Origin of the sequence: Streptomyces sp. NBC_00433 (assembly GCA_036015235.1) — a bacterium.
GTDB lineage: Bacteria > Actinomycetota > Actinomycetes > Streptomycetales > Streptomycetaceae > Actinacidiphila.
This window is the reverse complement of sequence record CP107926.1, coordinates 5,224,379-5,240,762: the sequence shown is the minus strand read 5'-3', so window position 1 is coordinate 5,240,762 and position 16,384 is coordinate 5,224,379. Positions and strand designations below refer to the sequence as shown.

General features: G+C 72.4%; 14 protein-coding genes and 1 pseudogene. 9 read left to right on the top strand and 6 right to left on the bottom strand.

Annotated elements, in window-relative coordinates:
* Positions 1 to 16: 16 nt before the first annotated feature.
* Positions 17 to 1,375, bottom strand: a complete 1,359-nt coding sequence (locus OG900_22495) for a hypothetical protein (protein ID WUH92601.1) — start codon at positions 1,373 to 1,375, stop codon at positions 17 to 19.
* A gap of 561 nt (positions 1,376 to 1,936) precedes the next feature.
* Between OG900_22495 and OG900_22490 the strand changes: the two genes are divergently transcribed.
* Positions 1,937 to 3,976 carry a SpoIIE family protein phosphatase gene (locus OG900_22490; GenBank protein ID WUH92600.1) on the top strand — a complete coding sequence of 680 codons (2,040 nt, stop codon included), beginning with the start codon at positions 1,937 to 1,939 and terminating at the stop codon, positions 3,974 to 3,976.
* A gap of 170 nt (positions 3,977 to 4,146) precedes the next feature.
* Positions 4,147 to 4,725 carry a hypothetical protein gene (locus OG900_22485; GenBank protein ID WUH92599.1) on the top strand — a complete coding sequence of 193 codons (579 nt, stop codon included), beginning with the start codon at positions 4,147 to 4,149 and terminating at the stop codon, positions 4,723 to 4,725.
* A gap of 128 nt (positions 4,726 to 4,853) precedes the next feature.
* On the opposite strand, the gene OG900_22480 is transcribed toward OG900_22485, so the two are convergent.
* The 3 genes from OG900_22480 to OG900_22470 form a co-directional block, all read right to left on the bottom strand.
* Positions 4,854 to 5,207, bottom strand: coding sequence for a VOC family protein (locus tag OG900_22480; GenBank protein ID WUH92598.1), 354 nt, complete (start codon positions 5,205 to 5,207; stop codon positions 4,854 to 4,856).
* 191 nt (positions 5,208 to 5,398) lie between these two features.
* Positions 5,399 to 6,010 carry a hypothetical protein gene (locus OG900_22475; GenBank protein ID WUH92597.1) on the bottom strand — a complete coding sequence of 204 codons (612 nt, stop codon included), beginning with the start codon at positions 6,008 to 6,010 and terminating at the stop codon, positions 5,399 to 5,401.
* Positions 6,003 to 6,272, bottom strand: a complete 270-nt coding sequence (locus OG900_22470; protein ID WUH92596.1) for a hypothetical protein — start codon at positions 6,270 to 6,272, stop codon at positions 6,003 to 6,005. Before OG900_22470 ends, OG900_22475 begins: the two co-directional genes overlap by 8 nt.
* Before the next feature lie 250 nt (positions 6,273 to 6,522).
* Here OG900_22470 and OG900_22465 point away from each other — a divergent pair, with 250 nt between their 5' ends.
* From OG900_22465 to OG900_22455, 3 genes and pseudogenes are all read left to right on the top strand, one after another.
* Entirely contained in the window at positions 6,523 to 6,885 is a 363-nt protein-coding gene (locus OG900_22465) for a hypothetical protein (GenBank protein ID WUH92595.1), read from the top strand.
* A pseudogene (locus tag OG900_22460) lies at positions 6,878 to 7,831 on the top strand (tetratricopeptide repeat protein). Before OG900_22465 ends, OG900_22460 begins: the two are co-directional and overlap by 8 nt.
* A 141-nt stretch (positions 7,832 to 7,972) precedes the next feature.
* Positions 7,973 to 8,668 carry a DUF899 domain-containing protein gene (locus OG900_22455; GenBank protein ID WUH92594.1) on the top strand — a complete coding sequence of 232 codons (696 nt, stop codon included), beginning with the start codon at positions 7,973 to 7,975 and terminating at the stop codon, positions 8,666 to 8,668.
* A 238-nt stretch (positions 8,669 to 8,906) separates the two neighbouring features.
* Here the strand turns inward: OG900_22455 and OG900_22450 are convergent, their stop codons facing one another.
* Positions 8,907 to 9,584, bottom strand: coding sequence for a DUF4232 domain-containing protein (locus tag OG900_22450; GenBank protein ID WUH92593.1), 678 nt, complete (start codon positions 9,582 to 9,584; stop codon positions 8,907 to 8,909).
* A 267-nt stretch (positions 9,585 to 9,851) separates the two neighbouring features.
* Positions 9,852 to 10,598 (bottom strand): TetR/AcrR family transcriptional regulator, encoded by a 747-nt coding sequence (locus OG900_22445; GenBank protein WUH92592.1) that lies wholly within the window; start codon positions 10,596 to 10,598, stop codon positions 9,852 to 9,854.
* A 98-nt stretch (positions 10,599 to 10,696) separates the two neighbouring features.
* Here OG900_22445 and OG900_22440 point away from each other — a divergent pair, with 98 nt between their 5' ends.
* The 4 genes from OG900_22440 to OG900_22425 all read left to right on the top strand — a co-directional run bounded on the left by OG900_22440 (position 10,697) and on the right by OG900_22425 (position 16,375).
* Entirely contained in the window at positions 10,697 to 11,569 is an 873-nt protein-coding gene (locus OG900_22440) for an NAD(P)H-binding protein (protein ID WUH92591.1), read from the top strand.
* A 280-nt stretch (positions 11,570 to 11,849) separates the two neighbouring features.
* Positions 11,850 to 12,785: a hypothetical protein gene (locus OG900_22435; GenBank protein WUH92590.1), complete on the top strand. Its 936-nt coding sequence runs from the start codon at positions 11,850 to 11,852 to the stop codon at positions 12,783 to 12,785.
* Positions 12,786 to 12,946: 161 nt separating this feature from the next.
* Positions 12,947 to 14,857 carry a M1 family aminopeptidase gene (locus OG900_22430; GenBank protein WUH92589.1) on the top strand — a complete coding sequence of 637 codons (1,911 nt, stop codon included), beginning with the start codon at positions 12,947 to 12,949 and terminating at the stop codon, positions 14,855 to 14,857.
* A gap of 135 nt (positions 14,858 to 14,992) precedes the next feature.
* Positions 14,993 to 16,375: an AAA family ATPase gene (locus tag OG900_22425; GenBank protein WUH92588.1), complete on the top strand. Its 1,383-nt coding sequence runs from the start codon at positions 14,993 to 14,995 to the stop codon at positions 16,373 to 16,375.
* Positions 16,376 to 16,384: the final 9 nt, after the last annotated feature.

Here is a 16,384-nt window from a genome sequence, read left to right as displayed (position 1 = left end):
GCAGACTGCTCGCCGGTCACCCGAAGCCGCCGCCCCCGTCACCGAACCCCCCGCCGCCGCCCCCGTCGCCTCCGCCGCCGAAGTCGCCCGGGTCGAAGTCGGAGCCCGTGTAGTCGCCGCCTTCCGGGCCGCCTTCGCCGGCGCCGCCCCCGTAGCCGTAGCCGGGTCCGAGGAGCGATCCGCCCAGCAGTGTGCCGACCAGCAGGCCGGGGAGCAGGCCGCCGCCGAAGTAACCGCCCGCGTAGGGGCCGTATGCCGAGCCGGCGTTCCAGTACGGCTGGGGGCCGCGGGCGGTGTCGACGGTACGGGTCATCGGCGCGTCGCCGTCGTCGATCCGGGCTACGTCCGCGGCGCAGGCGGGTACGTCGCGCGGGGCTCCGCCGGGCGGCGCCCAGGACACGTCGCGCACCGAGGGGCCGTGCCGGGGGTCGAAGAAGCACGGCGGACGCCGTTCGGGCAGCGGCTCGCCCTTGCGGCGGGCGTCCAGCGTCACCAGGGCGAAGCGGCCCTCTTCCAGGGCTTGGGTGACGGGCTCCACGTCCTCAGGGCGGCGGGCCGCGCCCATGAGTGACTTGGCGCGCTCGTACGCGTTGAGGGCCTGGGAGTAGTCGCCTCGCATCGGGTCGTCCGACGCGGGGTCGTCGGGCCGGAAGTCCAGCCGGTCCAGCTCCTCGCCGAAGGCCGTGATGTCCTCGTCGACGACCTTGCGCAGCCGTTGCAGCTGATCGCGCTGCCGGTTCTCGCGTGCCTTGCGCCGCCGCCGGACCAGCAGGTAGCCGCCGCCGACCAGGACGACCACGATCGCGCCCGTCACGATGAAGCCGGTCGGGCCGAAGCCCCCGCTGCGGCTCTGCCAGGAGTCGGGGCCCACGCCGCGGGCCTGCGGCAGGGCTCCGTCCACGAAGCTGTCGAGCTCGGTGGCGGTGTCGCCGCCGGAGGACCGCTGGACCTGGCCGACCAGGTTGTCGACCGCGGTGGGCGACATGACCTGCGGGTCGGCGCCGGCGTCGAAGCGGCCGCCGAGGTGGATGGCGTAGAGGCCGGTGATGCCGACCGCGGAGCGCAGGTCCTGCAGCACGGTCTGCGCCGGGAACTGCGGGGTGGCCGGCAGTACGGCCACGAAGACCGGTTTGTCGGCCGACTTGATCCGGTCCGACAGCGCCTTGGCCTGGCTCGGCGTCAGCTGGTCCGACACGCGCGGATCGACGTAGACCGGTGCCTTCCTGAGCTGGTCGGCGACGGTGCCGATGGGGGTCGCGGACCGCGCGGGGGACGCGAGCGCGGCGCCCACGACGGTGATGACGCCGGTGACAGCCACGGCGAAGGCCAGCAGGACGGCGCACCGCCGGAGGAGCCGCCCAGGACCGTTGCGCATGATGGCATCTCTCCTCGCTGCTGTCCCGCTCGCGCTCTCACCGCCCGATATCCGAACATTACTGGACATACAGGCTCCTTATCCCCGCAACCCACCTCCCTGGCCGGACCGACCCGCGATCGCACGGTCAACCGGGGCAGACACACGGCGCTTCGCCGTCATGGTCCGCGGCGAGACCCCGGACGGGTGCAAGGCTCGGCTGCCCACCTGCGCGTGACCGGCGTGCGGGTGCAGGTACTCCCACGGCGAGCGCGGTGTCCAGGTCGGCGACGCAGAGGGGCGAGCCCGGATCGCGCAACCACCTGACGACCGTCACCGCGGGGAACAGCAGGACGCCGTCTCTTCCAGCGCCCGGATGCCGTCGACCATCCCTCCCCGCGGCTGCCCCTGCGGACCGGGCCGCGTCCACCAGATTGCGCGTCCCTCCGCGACGCAGCCGGTGTCGAAATATTTCCTCACAGAGGGCGACTCCGCCCGCCTAGAACATAGAGGGACACATCCACCGATGACCCATGGGGTACGGAGGAGCGTATTCGCAGGCATTGAGGGCATATGGGATGTATGTACGAGGATGATTCTTCGTCCTCACAGGGCGCGGGGGCCGCCGAGGTGCTCGTCGACGTACTCCTGGTGGTTGACGCTGATCTGAGGGTGACCACCTGGACGGCTGCCGCCGAGCGTCTGTGGGGCTACCCGTCCGACGAGGTGCTGCGCCAGCCTGCCGCCCGCCTGTTCGCCGCGGACTGCGGGCTCGGCGCCGGCACCTTCGCGAGCACGCCCTGGTCGGGCCGGGCGCGGATCCGGCGTCGTGCGGGCAGTGAGGCAGTCGCCGACCTGCGGGTCTCGCCCCTGCACGACGGCGACGGGAGCATGGGCTGGCTCCTGTGTGCGCCCGAGCCGGCGGCCCGCCCGGGACTCGACTCGGCCGCACTGTCAGCGCTCATCTGGCACGCGCCTTTCAGTGTGGCGCTCTGGGATCGCGACCTGCGCTGCACGTGGTTCAACAACGGTGTCCACAACGCGGAGATCTTCCGCAGAGGTCCGGAGCTCGGCGGTTACGTGACCGACCTCGTCGACACCAGGCATCCCGCCCTTGTGGAATCCGCCATGGCGCAGGTCCTCACGAGCGGACGTCCCCTGCTCGCCCACGAACTGTGGCCTGCGGGGTCGGAGCGGGAAGACCGCTACTTCTCGGTCTGCTTCAGCCGGCTCGACGGACCGGACGGGCAGCCACTGGGTGTGTGCTCCGTGGCGGTCGACGTCACCGGAAAGCGGGAGAGCGGACGGCTCACCCTGCTCAGTACGGCGGACAGCCGTATCGGTGCCGACCTCGATCCCATGGTCACCGCGCAGGCTCTGGCGGACGCCGCGGTGCCGGACCTCGCGGACTACGTCACGATCGATCTGGCCGACGCCGTACCCCTCGGGAAGGAGCCGCTGGAGCATCTCAGGTCCGCGGACGCCGATGCCCGCATTCCGGGCTTCTACCGTGCGGGGGTCGCGTCCGTTCACTCCGACCTGCGTGAGTCGCTCTGGGACCGGGGCACACCGGTCTTCGTCCCTCCGACGTCGCCCTTCACAGCCGTCCTGCGGACCCGTACGACCTACTTCGAGCCGGTCATCGAAACCTCTCCCGGCACCTGGCTCGACAACGACCCCGACCGGGCGCAGGTCATCAGACAGACCGGGATGCACTCTCTGATGATCGTCCCGCTGCTGGCACGGGGATCGATCCTGGGCATCGCCGTCTTCGTACGCAACGTGAACCAGGTGGCGTTCGCCCGGTCCGACCTCGTCCTCGCCGAGGAACTGGCGGCACGGGCGTCCCTCAGCCTCGACAACGCCCTTCGCTACACCCGCGAGCGGACAGCGGCCCTCGCGCTGCAACGCGACCTGATGCCCCACCACCTGTCGGGCGGCGGCGCGGTCGAGGTGGCTTCCCGCTACCTGCCCTCCGACACCCACGGCGGCGTCGGCGGGGACTGGTTCGACGTCATCCCCATGCCCGACGGCCGGGTCGCCCTGGTCGTCGGGGACGTCGTCGGCCACGGCATCAACGCCGCCGCGACCATGGGACGGCTCAGAACCGTGGTCCGCACCCTCACCACGGTGGAGATGCCGCCCGGCGAACTGCTCGCCCGCATGGACGAACTCGTCGTGCAGCAAGCCCGGGAAGACCGCGTCGACGACGCCGAGCCGACGGCCACCTCCACGGGGGCCACCTGCTTGTACATGGTCTACGACCCGAGCACCCGGGTCTGCACCATGGCGAGCGCGGGACACCCCCCGCCCGCGATCATCTCTTCCGGCGGAACGGTCGACTTCGCCGAGGTGTCCCCCGGCGCACCGATCGGAGTGGGCCTGGGCACCTTCGAGGCGATCGAGGTGGAACTGCCGCGGGGCAGCGTGGTGGCGCTCTACAGCGACGGCCTGGTCGAGACCCGCGACGCAGACATCGACCAGGGGCTGGAGCGGCTGCGAACCGCGCTCGCCCGTCCCACCGCGGTCCTGGACGACCTGTGCGGATCCGTCGTCGACACCATGAAGTCCGGCGCCATGAACGACGACGACGCCGCGCTGCTCCTTGCCCGGACGCTGTGAGCCGCCGCGTGCGGTCTGTGAGCCGCCGCCTGCGGTCCGGCTGAACGGTGCGACCGGCGTACGAAGGCCGGGCGCCCGCTGCCCGTCGCCTCCACCGCCGCCGTCCGCGACGCCTCCGCCCAGCCGATAAGGGCTGGCGCGCGCGTCCCCCGTGCCGCAGAGTTCTCGGCGTGGCAGACACCGCTCCTGGCGAGGAAGAGACACCGGACGGGCTACTGGGGTGGTGCCTGGTGGCCAACGTGGCGCGGGAGACCACCCGCGGCGAAGGCGACCTGGAGATCCAGCACGGCACGAAGCACTTCCCCGTCGGCGCCCTGCTGTGGATCCCGCCCAACCGCTGGGACCCCGGCGACGGTCGCTGGCCCGCGGTCGGCCGGCACAGGGGCAACGGGCGCCGGTACGTCAACATGGTCGTGCGCGCGGACGACCTGGTGAACTTCCGGGTCAAGGGCGTCTACAGCGAAGGCCTCGTCCGCAGCCTCAACGGCCACCGCCACGACCCCGCCGCCCCCCGGACCCTGCAGGACCCGTGGACCCGCGAGCGGGCCCAGAGCTGGGCGGACGGCCGGAACGACCTCCGGGAGCGCATCCACATCGACGGCGAACGCCAGCCGCGGATCACCGTCCCCAACCCCCCTCCGGCGGAACTCCAGGTCGGCGGCGAGATCCTGCACCTCGCCCACTACGGCACCAGGGGGCCCCACTACAGCCGCATGCCCCCTCCCGTGGAGTGGGTCCCCGAGACCTGAGCCGGGAGCAGGGCCCCCTGCCAGTCCCGCCCGACGGCGGGGGCCGCTCGGAGCAGACCGCGGCCGCCGGTGAACGTCGAGTCGACCCGGTGGGCCACCGGCACGTCACCCCCCGCGTGACGACGCGGTCAGGCGGGCTGCCACAACTCGATCCGGTTGCCCTCGGGATCGGTGACCCAGCCGAATCGGCCGACACCGTCCATGTCCTGCGTCTCCTCCGCCACGTCCGCTCCCTTGGCGCGCAGTTGCGCGAGCATCGCGTCCAGGTCGCGGACCCGGAAGTTGAGCATGCTCTGCTGGGTGCGGGACCCGAAGTAGTCGGTTTCGGACTCGAACGTCGCGAACACCGTCGGCCCCGCCTCCTGACTCCACAGGCCGTTCGCGTCGGCGTCCAGGCCGAGGCGATCGCGGTACCAGGCACCCAGCGCCGCCGGGTCGGCAGCCCGCAGGAAGTAACCACCGATTCCAAGCACACGTTCCATGCCGCCATCTTGCCAGGACGGCGACGGGGCGAGCCGGGCCCGCACCCGTGCGACGGTCGGATCCGCCATGCCGCCAGGCCCTCCGACCGCCCGTCAAGCCCTACGGGGAGAGCCGTGCCGAGTCGTGCAGGGCCTGCACATTGCTCCCGGTTACGAGGGAGGCGGGCGGGGTCGGCCGCGGTCCGTGGGTGTCAGCCGCCGGCTGCCGGCGGCGGGAGGGGGGCGATCTCGCGCTCGAAGAAGTCGGTGAAGCGCTCACCCCGCGCGTACAGCGCCTCGAAACCGGCTGTGGTCTCCGCGATCAGGGCCGGGTCGCCGTAGCGCCTGGCCCCGTCCGCGTTGCCGTCGATGTCGTACTGCACCTCGTACATCACGACGTCGCCGAGGATGACGACTTCGGGCACGGGGTGTCTGCGCTCGATGTCCGCGATCGTCCGCGCGTCGAGGATCCTGATCCGGTCGCCGACTTCCACCCGCAGGCGCAGGACGTGCAGCTCCCACTGGACGTACGGCGTCACCGGGAATTCCACGACCCTGAGCCGCCGCTGCGTGACGCCGAGGTCTTCCGCCTCTGCGAACTGCTGGGCGTAAACCGTGCGCTTTTCCTCGACGAGTTCGAGTGCCTCTTCCCACCGCCCGGCGGCGAAGGCCTCCCAGCTCGGAAAGCCGCGCTCTTTGAAATGCTGGCCGCGTTCGAGTTTGCGCTGGTCCCCGATGCCGCTCTTGAGGACGCGATAGAAGTCCTCGTGATAGGCGGGACGCGCAAGGCGTTCGAATACGCCGCCGGAAAAAGAATCAAACACTGGGGATATCCGGCTTCGCCGCGATCAGCATGTTCCTGGGGATCACGACAAGTCGCTCGTCGGAGCCGACCGAGACGCCGTCCGGCAGCTTCTGTCCGAGAGAAGCCGTCAGGTCCCTGCCGATGACGGCGATGTCGCCGTTCTCCAGTTCCCAGATGTCCGGGCAGTCCGGGCTGTCAGTGGTGTTCCCGAGCTCCTGCGGCGATTTGCCGAGCCGCCTCAGAAAAGTGGTCGTCCGATCGGATTCCCATGGTCTTACCACAGCCGCCCCCCTTGTATCAGTCGTTGCGGATGCACCGCGGGCGAACTTTACCCGCGCAGGGCCGACCGCACACGGGCCCCACCGAGAACCAGCCTCCTGGCATATGCCAGGACGGATGCTATGTCTTTCGCCTGCCTGTCGCAATCCGAACCCTCGGTGCAATAATGACCATGACGAGGCGACTCGATCGGCATATAAAATTACAATCATGCTGATCGGATAACTACGCGCTGAGAGCTGGGGGAGAGCTGTGGATCCGGAACTCGCGTCCCTCACCCAGAGCGCGGGCACCACAGTGGTCGCCCTGATGGCGACCGACGCGTGGCAGGCAGCCCGCGGCCACGTCATGGACCTGTGGCGCCGCGTCCAGCCCGGCCGGGCGGAAGCCGCGGCCGTTCACCTCGACGCCTCCCACGAGGACGCCCTCGCGGCGGTGTCCGCCGACGACCAGCAGACGCTGGGCGAGCTCCGGGCGCAGTGGCAGGGGCTCTTCCGGCGCCTGCTCGCCGCCCACCCCGAGGCGGTCGGGGAACTGCGGGCACTGCTGGACGAACTCCGGTCGCCGGACACCCCGGCCCCACCGGCCACCGTCCAACACGCGACCGCTGCTTGACGCCGCCCTGCCGGACGTACCCGACGCGGGACCGTACGACCCGCGGCTTCGGCTGCTCGCTCCCCACGTGCTCGCACTCCTCCGGCCGACGGCCGACGCCGCCGCCGTGGCGCGTGCGGTCGAGATCGCCACACGGCTGGCCACCGCCATGCACCGCACCGGCGACTACCCGTCGGCCTGGGAGACCGCCGGCCGGGCCGCGGACCTCGCCGCGCGGACCCTCGGCGGCGAACACCGGGCCGTACTGGCCGCGCGCTCGCGCACCGGGCGGGCACTCTTCCGGCTGGGCCGCTACGCCGAGGCCGAGGACTCGCTGCGGCACACCCTCGCCCTGCAACAGCTGCACAGCGGCCCCGCCGACCCGGACAGCCTGGACACCGCCCACGGACTCCAGCTCGTCCTGCGGAACGTGGGCCGCGACGTGGAGTCGCTCGCCCTGCTGTACGCGACAGCCGCCGGCCGCCAGGCGGCACTGGGCCCGTGGCATCCGCTGACCCTGCGCTCCCGTTCCAGCCTCCTGGCCTCGCTCGGCGCCGCCGAACTCGCCGCCGAGGACGAGCGCACACAGTTGCTCTCGCTGCCGCGGCAGTGCGCCGAGCACCTCGGCGCCGGCCACACCGTCTCCGTCGGAGCCCGCCACAACCACGCCTGGGCGTCGTACCAGTTGGGCCGCTTCGAAACCGCCGACGCCGAGATCCGCGAGGTCACGGAGACCTACCTGCAGCGGTTCGGGCCCGACTACCCCATCGCTCTCGCCGCCCGGCAGCTCCAGGCACGTACGCGTGCCGCTCTCGGCCGCACCGAGGAGGCCGTCGTGCTGATGACCGACGTCGTGACCCGCCGGGCCGAAAGCCTCGGCGAGGACCACCCTTTCACCGTCGCGAGCCGCGACCTCCTCGACGCCTTCCGCTCGGGACGCTGGGTGCCCCCGCGGCCCCGGCCCTGACGACGCCCGCATCCAGGCGGCATGGTCGAGGCGGGCGATCCCGTGTCCACCGGCGTGCGGCGTATCGGGGGATGACCGATGAGTTCCGGTCGGGCGGGGAGTCGGCACTTCCAGAAAGGCATCCGACCGCCTGGAGGAAACATGTCCACCACCATCAAGGCCCTGCCCCCCGTCGTCGACGCCTCCGACTGGGAGGAGAAGCTGGCCGCTCTGCGCGTACGGGAGAAGGCCGCCACCCGTGAGCTCGACGCCATCGCGGCCGAGCGCCGCCGGCTGCCGATGGTGGAGATGCCCGACTACGTGCTGGAGGGCGAGGAGGGCCCCGTCCGGCTCGCGGAGGTCTTCGGCGGCCACCCGCAGCTGATCGTCTACAGCCACATGTGGCACGAGGGCGCCGAGTGGCAGTGCGGCGGGTGCACCGGCTTCACGTCCCAGTTCACCCGGCTGGCGGGCCTGGAGAAGTTCGACGCCCGGTTCGTGATCGTCACCCAGGGCCCGATCGACGAGGCGCTCGCCTACAAGCGCAAGGTGGGCAACGAGATGGCGTGGTATTCGACGGCGGACAGCACCTTCGGCAGCGACATCGGCGCCCCGCCGAACGGCGGCTTCGCCGTCAACGTCTTCCTGCGCGACGGCGACACCGTCTACCGCACCTGGCACACCGACGGCCGCGGCACCGAACAGCTGAGCCACCTCTTCGGCCTGGTCGACCTCCTCCCCTACGGCCGCCAGGAGGAATGGCAGGACTCCCCCGAAGGCTGGCCCCAGTCACCGACCTACAGCCGCTGGGTGACCTCGCAGGAGATCGCGTCGGCATACGGCGAGGGCGGCCGCTGAGGCACCGGCACGCCGGGAGACGGGAGGGGGCGCGGCAAGCACCGTCCTCCGGTCGGGCCCCGCCCGTTGTCGTTGCCGCCGGACAGCTTGGCGGACTGGGGGCAGAGATCCCATACGTACGTGGGGATGCGACGACGCCGCGGGGAGATCGGGCTGCCGGCGGAGGGGAACGCCCGGCCCACCGGTGTGTGCAACGGTCCGAGCGACACGGTCCCGTCAGCCCATACGGCGTCGAGGGTCAGGAGGCGGTGGTGGCGGGGCCGACGAACGTGCCCGGGTGGGTGGCGCCGTCCTGGCGGAGGATGCTGCCGCCGGGCCAGTTGAGGGTGACGGAGGTGGTCTCGTCGGGCGGGGTGATGACGAGGGTCTTCGCCTTGAACTCCACGCCGGAGCCCGCCTCCCAGGGGAGGTAGGTGATCACGAAGCCGGCGCTGCCGCCCGGCTTGAGGGTGACGGCGGGGGTGGGCTTGGAGGAGCGGACCAGGGACCAGGTGTCCGCGGCCTTGAGGTCGACGCCTGGGAAGCCCTTGACGGTGCAGGTCGATCCGCTGCTGTTCGTCATCAGGACCTCAAGGTGCTGCTGGTCGTCCGAACTGCTGTAGGTCTGGTCCCCGTTGCCGAAGGAGAACTTCAACCCGGCGGTGTGGCAGCGGGCGTCGGTGGCCGCGACGGGCTCACCGCCGCCGCCGGAGGACGACGCCTTCGTGCCCGCCGGGTCGGGCTTCGCGTCGGCCGCGTCCGCCGTGCCCGGTGCGTCCGTGGTGGGGGCGGCCGCGGGGGCGCTCGCCGACGTGGACGCGGACGGCTTCGCCGGCGAGTCGGCCGATGTGGACGAACCCGAGTCGCAGGCAGACAGGCCGAGAGACGCGACGAGAGCGGCTGCGGCGACAGCGGCGGTGCACAGGGCACGAGACACGGTTTCTCCCGGTGATCGAACGTGGTGGCGAGGTGTGATCAGTATCGGAGGCGAACCGCAACAGCCTTGTCACCGCGGCATCCTGGGTGAACGACAGTTCCGGGACGCGTTGTTACACACCGATCCGGGTTTCGCGGAACCGCCGCCCGTTGTCCCGCTCGTCGTCGGGAGGGCCGAACAAGCCCGCGTCCGGCCGCCCCGCACGGGCGGGGACGTACGGGCGGGGACGTACGGGCGGGAACGTACGGGCGGGGACGTACCCGCCGATCAGCCCTCCGCGGCGATCCGGCCCAGCCACTCCCGCAGCAGAGACTGCTCCGCACCGCTGAGCGTCGTCTGCTCGGGCAGTGCGGCGGCCAGCGCGCGGGCGGCGCCCGCGGGGCCCGCGGCCTGGACGGCGGGCCGGTGGGAGGTGACGGCGGCGACCATGGATTCGCGCAGGGTGGTCAGCAGGGCCGGGTCGCGGCGGTCCTCGGGCAGGGACAGCCAGGTGAGCACGGCGCCGCGGGCGGTGGCGTGGATGACCTGGGCGGCGAGCTCCTCGTCCAGGCGGAGCCAGCCGCCGGCGGCGAGGCGGCGGACGCGGCCCATCAGGATCTGCATGCCGGCCTTGAAGGCGGCGGACGTGATCGCGGCGGGCTCGGTGTACATCAGTGTGAACAGCGCCGGGTTGGCCAGGCCGAACTCGATCGCGAAGTCCCAGCCGGCTCTCAGGTCCTCGATGGGGTCCTGCGGGTCGGGGTCGACGTGCTTGGTGGCGAGGAAGGCGGCGAAGCCGTGCTCGGCCACCGCGTCGAGCAGCCCGTTCTTGTCGCCGAACAGCCGGTAGATGGCCGGCGCCTGCAGGCCCGCCGCGTCGGCGACCGCACGGGTCGTCACCGCGTCGCGGCCCTCGCGGGTCAGCAGGTCGATCGCGGCCTCGATGACCCGCTGCCTGGTCTGCTCCCGACCCGTGGGGGCGGTCGCGGGCTCGGCGGCGGCGGCGCTCTTCCCGCCGCGCGATGGTGAGGGCATGCATCAACGATACCGCTCTGGTGGTTCCATCGTTAGTATCAGTGTTACCGTTAAGATGATTCCACTGGAAACATCATTACGCGTCACTGGAGCACATCATGATCATCGTCACCGGAGCCACCGGACAGCTGGGACGCCAGATCGTCGAGAGGCTGCTCACGCGCCTGCCGGCGGACCGGGTCGGCGTCAGCGTCCGCGACCCGCGGAAGGCGCAGGACCTCGCCGACCAGGGGGTCCGCGTACGGCAGGGCAGCTTCACCGAACCCGCCGGCCTCACCCACGCCTTCGAAGGCGCCACCCAGGTGCTCATCGTCTCGGTCGACAAGATGGGCGACGAGTGCGTCAAGCAGCACCGCGTGGCGATCGAGGGGGCGGTCGCGGCGGGTGCCCGCCGCATCCTCTACACCAGCCAGATGGGCGCCAGCACGACGTCCCGCTTCCAGGCGTGCGTCGACCACGCCGCCACCGAGGAGGCCCTGCGCGCCTCGGGTGTGCCGTTCACCGCGCTGCGCAACGGCTTCTACGCCGCCAGCGCGGCCCACTTCCTCTCCCCCGCGGTCGAGTCCGGGCAGCTCGTGCTCCCCGCGGACGGCCCGACCAGCTGGACCGCGCACGCCGACCTCGCCGAGGCGGCCGCCGCCATCCTGGCCGACGAAGGCCGCTTCGACGGCCCCACGCCGCCCCTCACCGGGTCGCAGGCGCTCACCTTCGACGACATCGCCGCCCTCGCCACCGGGATCACGGGCCGCCCCATGACGCGGACCGTCGCGCAGGACGACGATTTCCGCGAGCAGTTGGTGGGCCAGGGCGTGCCGGGCGAGACCGCGGACCAGCTGCTCGGCATCTTCGCCGCCAGCCGGGCGGGCGAGTTCGCCACCGTCGACCCGACCCTGGCCTCCCTGCTCGGCCGCGAGCCCATCGCCCTCGACGCGGCGCTGAGCGAGGAACTGGCCGGCGGGCACACGCGGTAGAGCGGCGCGACGGGCACCTCCGTACCGGAGCAGACGCCGGACGACGTCGTCGACAGCGCCGTCGCACACCAGGCCCGCATCAGCTCCCTGCGCGACGGGGCGGAGGCCGAGGCCGCGGATCACCAGGTAGCCAGACCGTCACGCTGCGTGCCAACGCGACGCGGAGCACCCGCGGCCATGACAGTGGCCTACCTCACGAAAACGCGACAAATGGAACCCCTGCCTCCGCTTGTTCGTCCGAACCCACGACGACGACCGGGAGAGGCGGGCAGGGTCCGGCATGGGCGAGGCATGGGGCGGTGACCGGCGCCCGGGTGAGACGGGGCCGACGGAGCATGTGCCGTCGCTGGAGAAGGCGGACCGGGGCGGGCGTGAGGGCAGGCTCGAACTGAGCGTGCCGCAGGTGGCCGGGAGCGCGGTCGCCGCGGTGGTGGCCGCCAAGCTCGCGTCCAACCTCGGGGTCTACGGGACCATCGTCGGCGCGGGTGTCGTCAGCGTCCTGGGTACGTGCGGCGGGTCGGTGCTCCAGCACGTCTTCCGGCGCACCGGCCGGCAGGTGCAGGTGGTGGCCGTGCAGGCCCGGCCCACCATCCGCCGGGTCCGGGCGGCGCGGACGGACACCGCGGACCGTACGCGGCCGCTCACGGAGACCGGCCACGAAGGCACCCGGCCCCTGACCGGCACGAGTCCCGCGACCGACACGGGCACGGGCACCGACCCCGCCACCACCGCCCTCTCCGACGCCTACGGCGAGCCCACCTCCTACCGGGCCGGCCGGGGCAGGAACTGGAAGCGGCCCGTCGTCGGCCTCGTGATCGCCTTCGGGCTGACCATGGGCGGGATCACCGGCTACGAGGCCATCGCCGGCGAGAACATCAGCGGCCACGGGCACGGTACGACCATCGGCAACGCCGTCACCGGGCACGACTCGCCCCACTCCGGCGGGACCAGGCCCACACCCGCGCCCGATCCGTCCGACACGTCCGGTACGACCGGCGAAGGCGGCGCCACCACCCCGCAGCACCAGGACGGCGGCCAGTGGCCCAGCCCGCACACCACTCCCTCGACCCCGCACCCCGGCAGCAGCCCGTCCGGCGACCCCCGCCCCACCCGGACGCCGACGGCCCCGACTGACCCCGACGGCCCGACGTCCGCCCCGCCGACGCCGACGCCGACGCCGAGCCAGTCGTTCGGCGACGGCGGCGTGACGCCGTAGCCGGACCCCACGGGCCGCCCGCGCGGCGCACAGGGAACGCATAGGGATATCCCTACCGCTGCCCGCCGGGCCTTACCGGCGGGCAGCGGTCGTGCTCAGCTTCCTTTACGGCAATGGCACTTGCCGGCTCATCCCCCACCTCCGAGAGGACCGATGAGTAGATGAGGAAACGACTTCTCTCCCTGATGGCCGGCGCGGGCGCGGCCGGGTTCGCCCTCGTGGTGAGCCTCGGCCTGGCCGGGGCGGCGGGCGCGACCGGTGCAGCACCCGGTGTCGCCCCCGGCGCCGGAGCGGCCGCGGCTTGCGTGCCCACGCAGGTGGTCGGCAACGGCGGGTTCGAGAACGGGACTTCGCCGTGGACGGCGTCGAGCGGGGTGATCACGAGCGGCGGCGGCCAGACCTCGCACACCGGGGGCGGCTTCGCGTGGCTCGACGGATACGGGTCCAGCCACACCGACACGCTCAGCCAGTCGGTGACGATTCCGACGGGGTGCAGTGCCGCGTCGCTCACCGTGTGGGTGCACATCGACACCGCCGAGACGACGACCACCACGGCCTACGACAAGCTCACCGTGAAGCTCGGCAGCGGCACGCTGGCGACGTACTCGAACCTCAACTCGGCTTCCGGGTACGTGCAGCGGACCTTCGACGTCTCGGCGTACATCGGGCAGAGCGTGAGCCTGGCCTTCAGCGGCGCCGAGGACTCCGGGCTGCAGACCAGCTTCGTGATCGACGACGTGGCGCTGACCACGTCGGGGGACAGCACCACACCGCCGACCACCACACCGCCGACGACGACCCCGCCGCCCGCGGACTCCACCCGGACGCCGGCCGCTCCCGGTTACACCGTCAGCCTCACCAGCGACGCGAGCGGCGTCACGTGGACCGGGCACGAGAGCGTGACCTTCACCAACGCCTCGGCTTCGCCGCTCGGTGACGTCTATCTGCGGCTGTGGGACAACTACCACGGCTCCTGCCCGAGCACGCCGATCACCGTCACCAATGTGACGGGCGGCACCGCGGGTGCGCTGTCGGTCGGTTGCACGGCGCTGGACATCGCGCTGCCCGCGGCGCTGGCCCAAGGGCAGTCGGGCACGGTCGGGTTCGACCTGAAGATCGTGGTGCCCAGCGGGGCCGACCGCTTCGGGCGGGACGGGGCCTTCAGCTTCATCGGCAACGCGCTGCCGCTGCTGGCGATCAGGGACGGGTCCGGGTGGCACCTGGACCCGTACACGAACAACGGCGAGTCGTTCTACTCGCTGGCCGCGGACTTCCGGGTGACGCTCGACCACCCGACGAGCCTCCAAGTGCCCTCCACCGGCACGTCGGTGGACACCCCTGGGGCCTCCGGCCGTACGGTCACCACGGCGACCGCCGCCAAGGTGCGGGACTTCGCGTGGGCGGCGGGCGCCTTCAGCAAGGTGTCGGGGACGTCGCCGGCCGGCGTGAAGGTCAACGTCTACGCGGTCAGCGGGATCAGCTCGTCGAGCGCCCAGGCGATGCTCACCACGTCGATATCGGCGGTCGACGCGCACGCCGGGCGCTTCGGGGCCTTCCCGTACGGGGAGGTGGACGCCGTGCTGGACAACAACTTCTGGTTCGGCGGCATGGAATACCCGGGCTTCGTGCTGGACCTGGTGGACAACACCGCGCTCACCCACGAGCTGGGGCACCAGTGGTGGTACGGCATCGTCGGCGACGACGAGTACAACAACCCCTGGCTGGACGAGGCGTTCGCGGACTACTCCACGGACCTCGCGCTCGGCAAGACGGGGACGAACTGCTGGAACAGCGTGTCGTGGGCCTCGTCGAGCGAGAAGATCACCAACTCGATGGCCTACTGGGACGCGCACTCCTCGCGGTATTCCACCGTGGTCTACGGCTACGGGAAGTGCGCGCTGCACGACCTGCGGCGGCTCATCGGTGACAGCGCGATGACGTCGCTGCTGCGCACGTACGCGCAGGCGCACTGGTACGGGGTGTCCACGACCGCCGACTTCAAGGCGGCGGCGCAGGCGGCGACGTCGACGGACCTGACGTCGTTCTGGACCACGCACCGGATCGACGGGTAGCCGCCGACACGGCACGGCGGCGGCGGGCGCTCTCCTCGCGACGGGGCGCCCGCCGTTCGCGTGCCGGGTGAGGCGGCATTGACCGCGGGGGCGGCACTTCCGACACTGAGGACACCCTCTCAGGTTGGCAGGTGCATGGTCAGCAGCCGGATCGAACCGGGCAGTGCGGACGCGCGGCTCACCGGCCGGGGCGCGCTGCTCACGACCGCCAGGGCCGCGCTCGACGCCGGCGACAGCGTGCTGCTCACGGGCGAGCCGGGAATCGGCCGTTCCACGGCGCTGGCCGCGCTCGCGGCGCAGCGGGCCGGAGTCCTGGTGCTGCGGTGCGCGCCGGCCGAGGCCGAACGGCACCTGCCCTTCCTCGGCATGATCGACCTGCTGTCCGAGGTGGGCCAACTCCCCTTCGAGGCGCTGTCGCCACGGGAACGGGCCCTGCTGCGGGCCGCCTTGCACCGCTCCGATGCGGAGGCGCCGCGCGGGCGGTCGTACGGGAGCGCGCACGACGACGACCTCACGCTGCGGGTGGCCGTGCTCAAGACGCTGACCGCGCTGTGCGAGCGCTCCCCCGTGCTGCTCGTGCTGGACGACGCCCAGTGGCTCGACCGGCCGAGCGCGGAGGCGCTGGCCTTCGTGGCCCGCCGTGCGCGCCGGCTGCCGCTGGCCGCGATCGCCGCCGTACGCACCCCCTACGGCCCGGCGTGGGCCTGGAGCGGGCGGGCCCAGGCGCTGTGCCCCGCGCCCGTACTGCCGCTGCCCGTGCCGCCGATGACCGAATGCGAGGTCGCGGCGCTGCTGGCCGGACATGAAGGGACCGCCCGGACGGCCGCCCAACTGGCCCGGCTGCACGCGGCATCCGGCGGCAACCCCTATGCCGCCCTGGAGCTGGCCCGCGCGCTGGCCGAGGAGAGCCGCGCCACGGGGCGGGACCCGGCAGCCCCGCTGCCGATCCCGCCGGCCCTGCGCCGCCTACTGCTGGGCCGGATCACCCCGTTGACCACGCGGGCCCGCCTCACGCTGCTCGCGGCGAGCGCCGCCGCGCGCCCGACCGTGGCGCTGCTGTGCCGCGCCGGGTTCGAATCCGCGCCCGCCGATGTGCGCGACGCGGTCCGGCTGGGCATCGTCGAGGCGTCGCCGGCCGGGACCGTACGCTTCACGCAGCCGCTGATGCCGCGGGTCGTCTACGAGGACGCCGCCCCCGCCGTACGCCGCCGGGTGCACGCCGCGCTCGCCGGGGCGGCAGACGAGCCGGCGGAACGCGCCCGCCACCTGGCGTCGTTGGCGCCCGGCGGCAGTGCGGACGCCGCGGCCCCGCCCACCCTGCTGGACGCCCTCACCGGCACAGAACACCGCGTCGCCCTCCTGGTCGCCCAGGGCGCCAGCAACCGCGAGATCGCCGCCCACCTCACCATCAGCGTGAAGACCGTCGAGGCCGCCCTCACCCGCGCCTACCGCAAACTCGCCGTCCGCTCCCGCGTCTCCCTGGCCCGCGCGGTCATGACGCGGGGCGAGACGGGCTGAGCGGCCGGG

Excerpts from the sequence above, each read along its gene's own strand:
- OG900_22495 (WUH92601.1), bottom strand. The coding sequence starts at position 1,375 with ATGCGCAACGGTCCTGGGCGGCTCCTCCGGCGGTGCGCCGTCCTGCTG.
- OG900_22490 (WUH92600.1), top strand. The coding sequence starts at position 1,937 with ATGTACGAGGATGATTCTTCGTCCTCACAGGGCGCGGGGGCCGCCGAG.
- OG900_22480 (WUH92598.1), bottom strand. The coding sequence starts at position 5,207 with ATGGAACGTGTGCTTGGAATCGGTGGTTACTTCCTGCGGGCTGCCGAC.
- OG900_22455 (WUH92594.1), top strand. The coding sequence starts at position 7,973 with ATGTCCACCACCATCAAGGCCCTGCCCCCCGTCGTCGACGCCTCCGAC.
- OG900_22445 (WUH92592.1), bottom strand. The coding sequence starts at position 10,598 with ATGCCCTCACCATCGCGCGGCGGGAAGAGCGCCGCCGCCGCCGAGCCC.
- OG900_22440 (WUH92591.1), top strand. The coding sequence starts at position 10,697 with ATGATCATCGTCACCGGAGCCACCGGACAGCTGGGACGCCAGATCGTC.
- OG900_22435 (WUH92590.1), top strand. The coding sequence starts at position 11,850 with ATGGGCGAGGCATGGGGCGGTGACCGGCGCCCGGGTGAGACGGGGCCG.
- OG900_22430 (WUH92589.1), top strand. The coding sequence starts at position 12,947 with ATGAGGAAACGACTTCTCTCCCTGATGGCCGGCGCGGGCGCGGCCGGG.
- OG900_22425 (WUH92588.1), top strand. The coding sequence starts at position 14,993 with ATGGTCAGCAGCCGGATCGAACCGGGCAGTGCGGACGCGCGGCTCACC.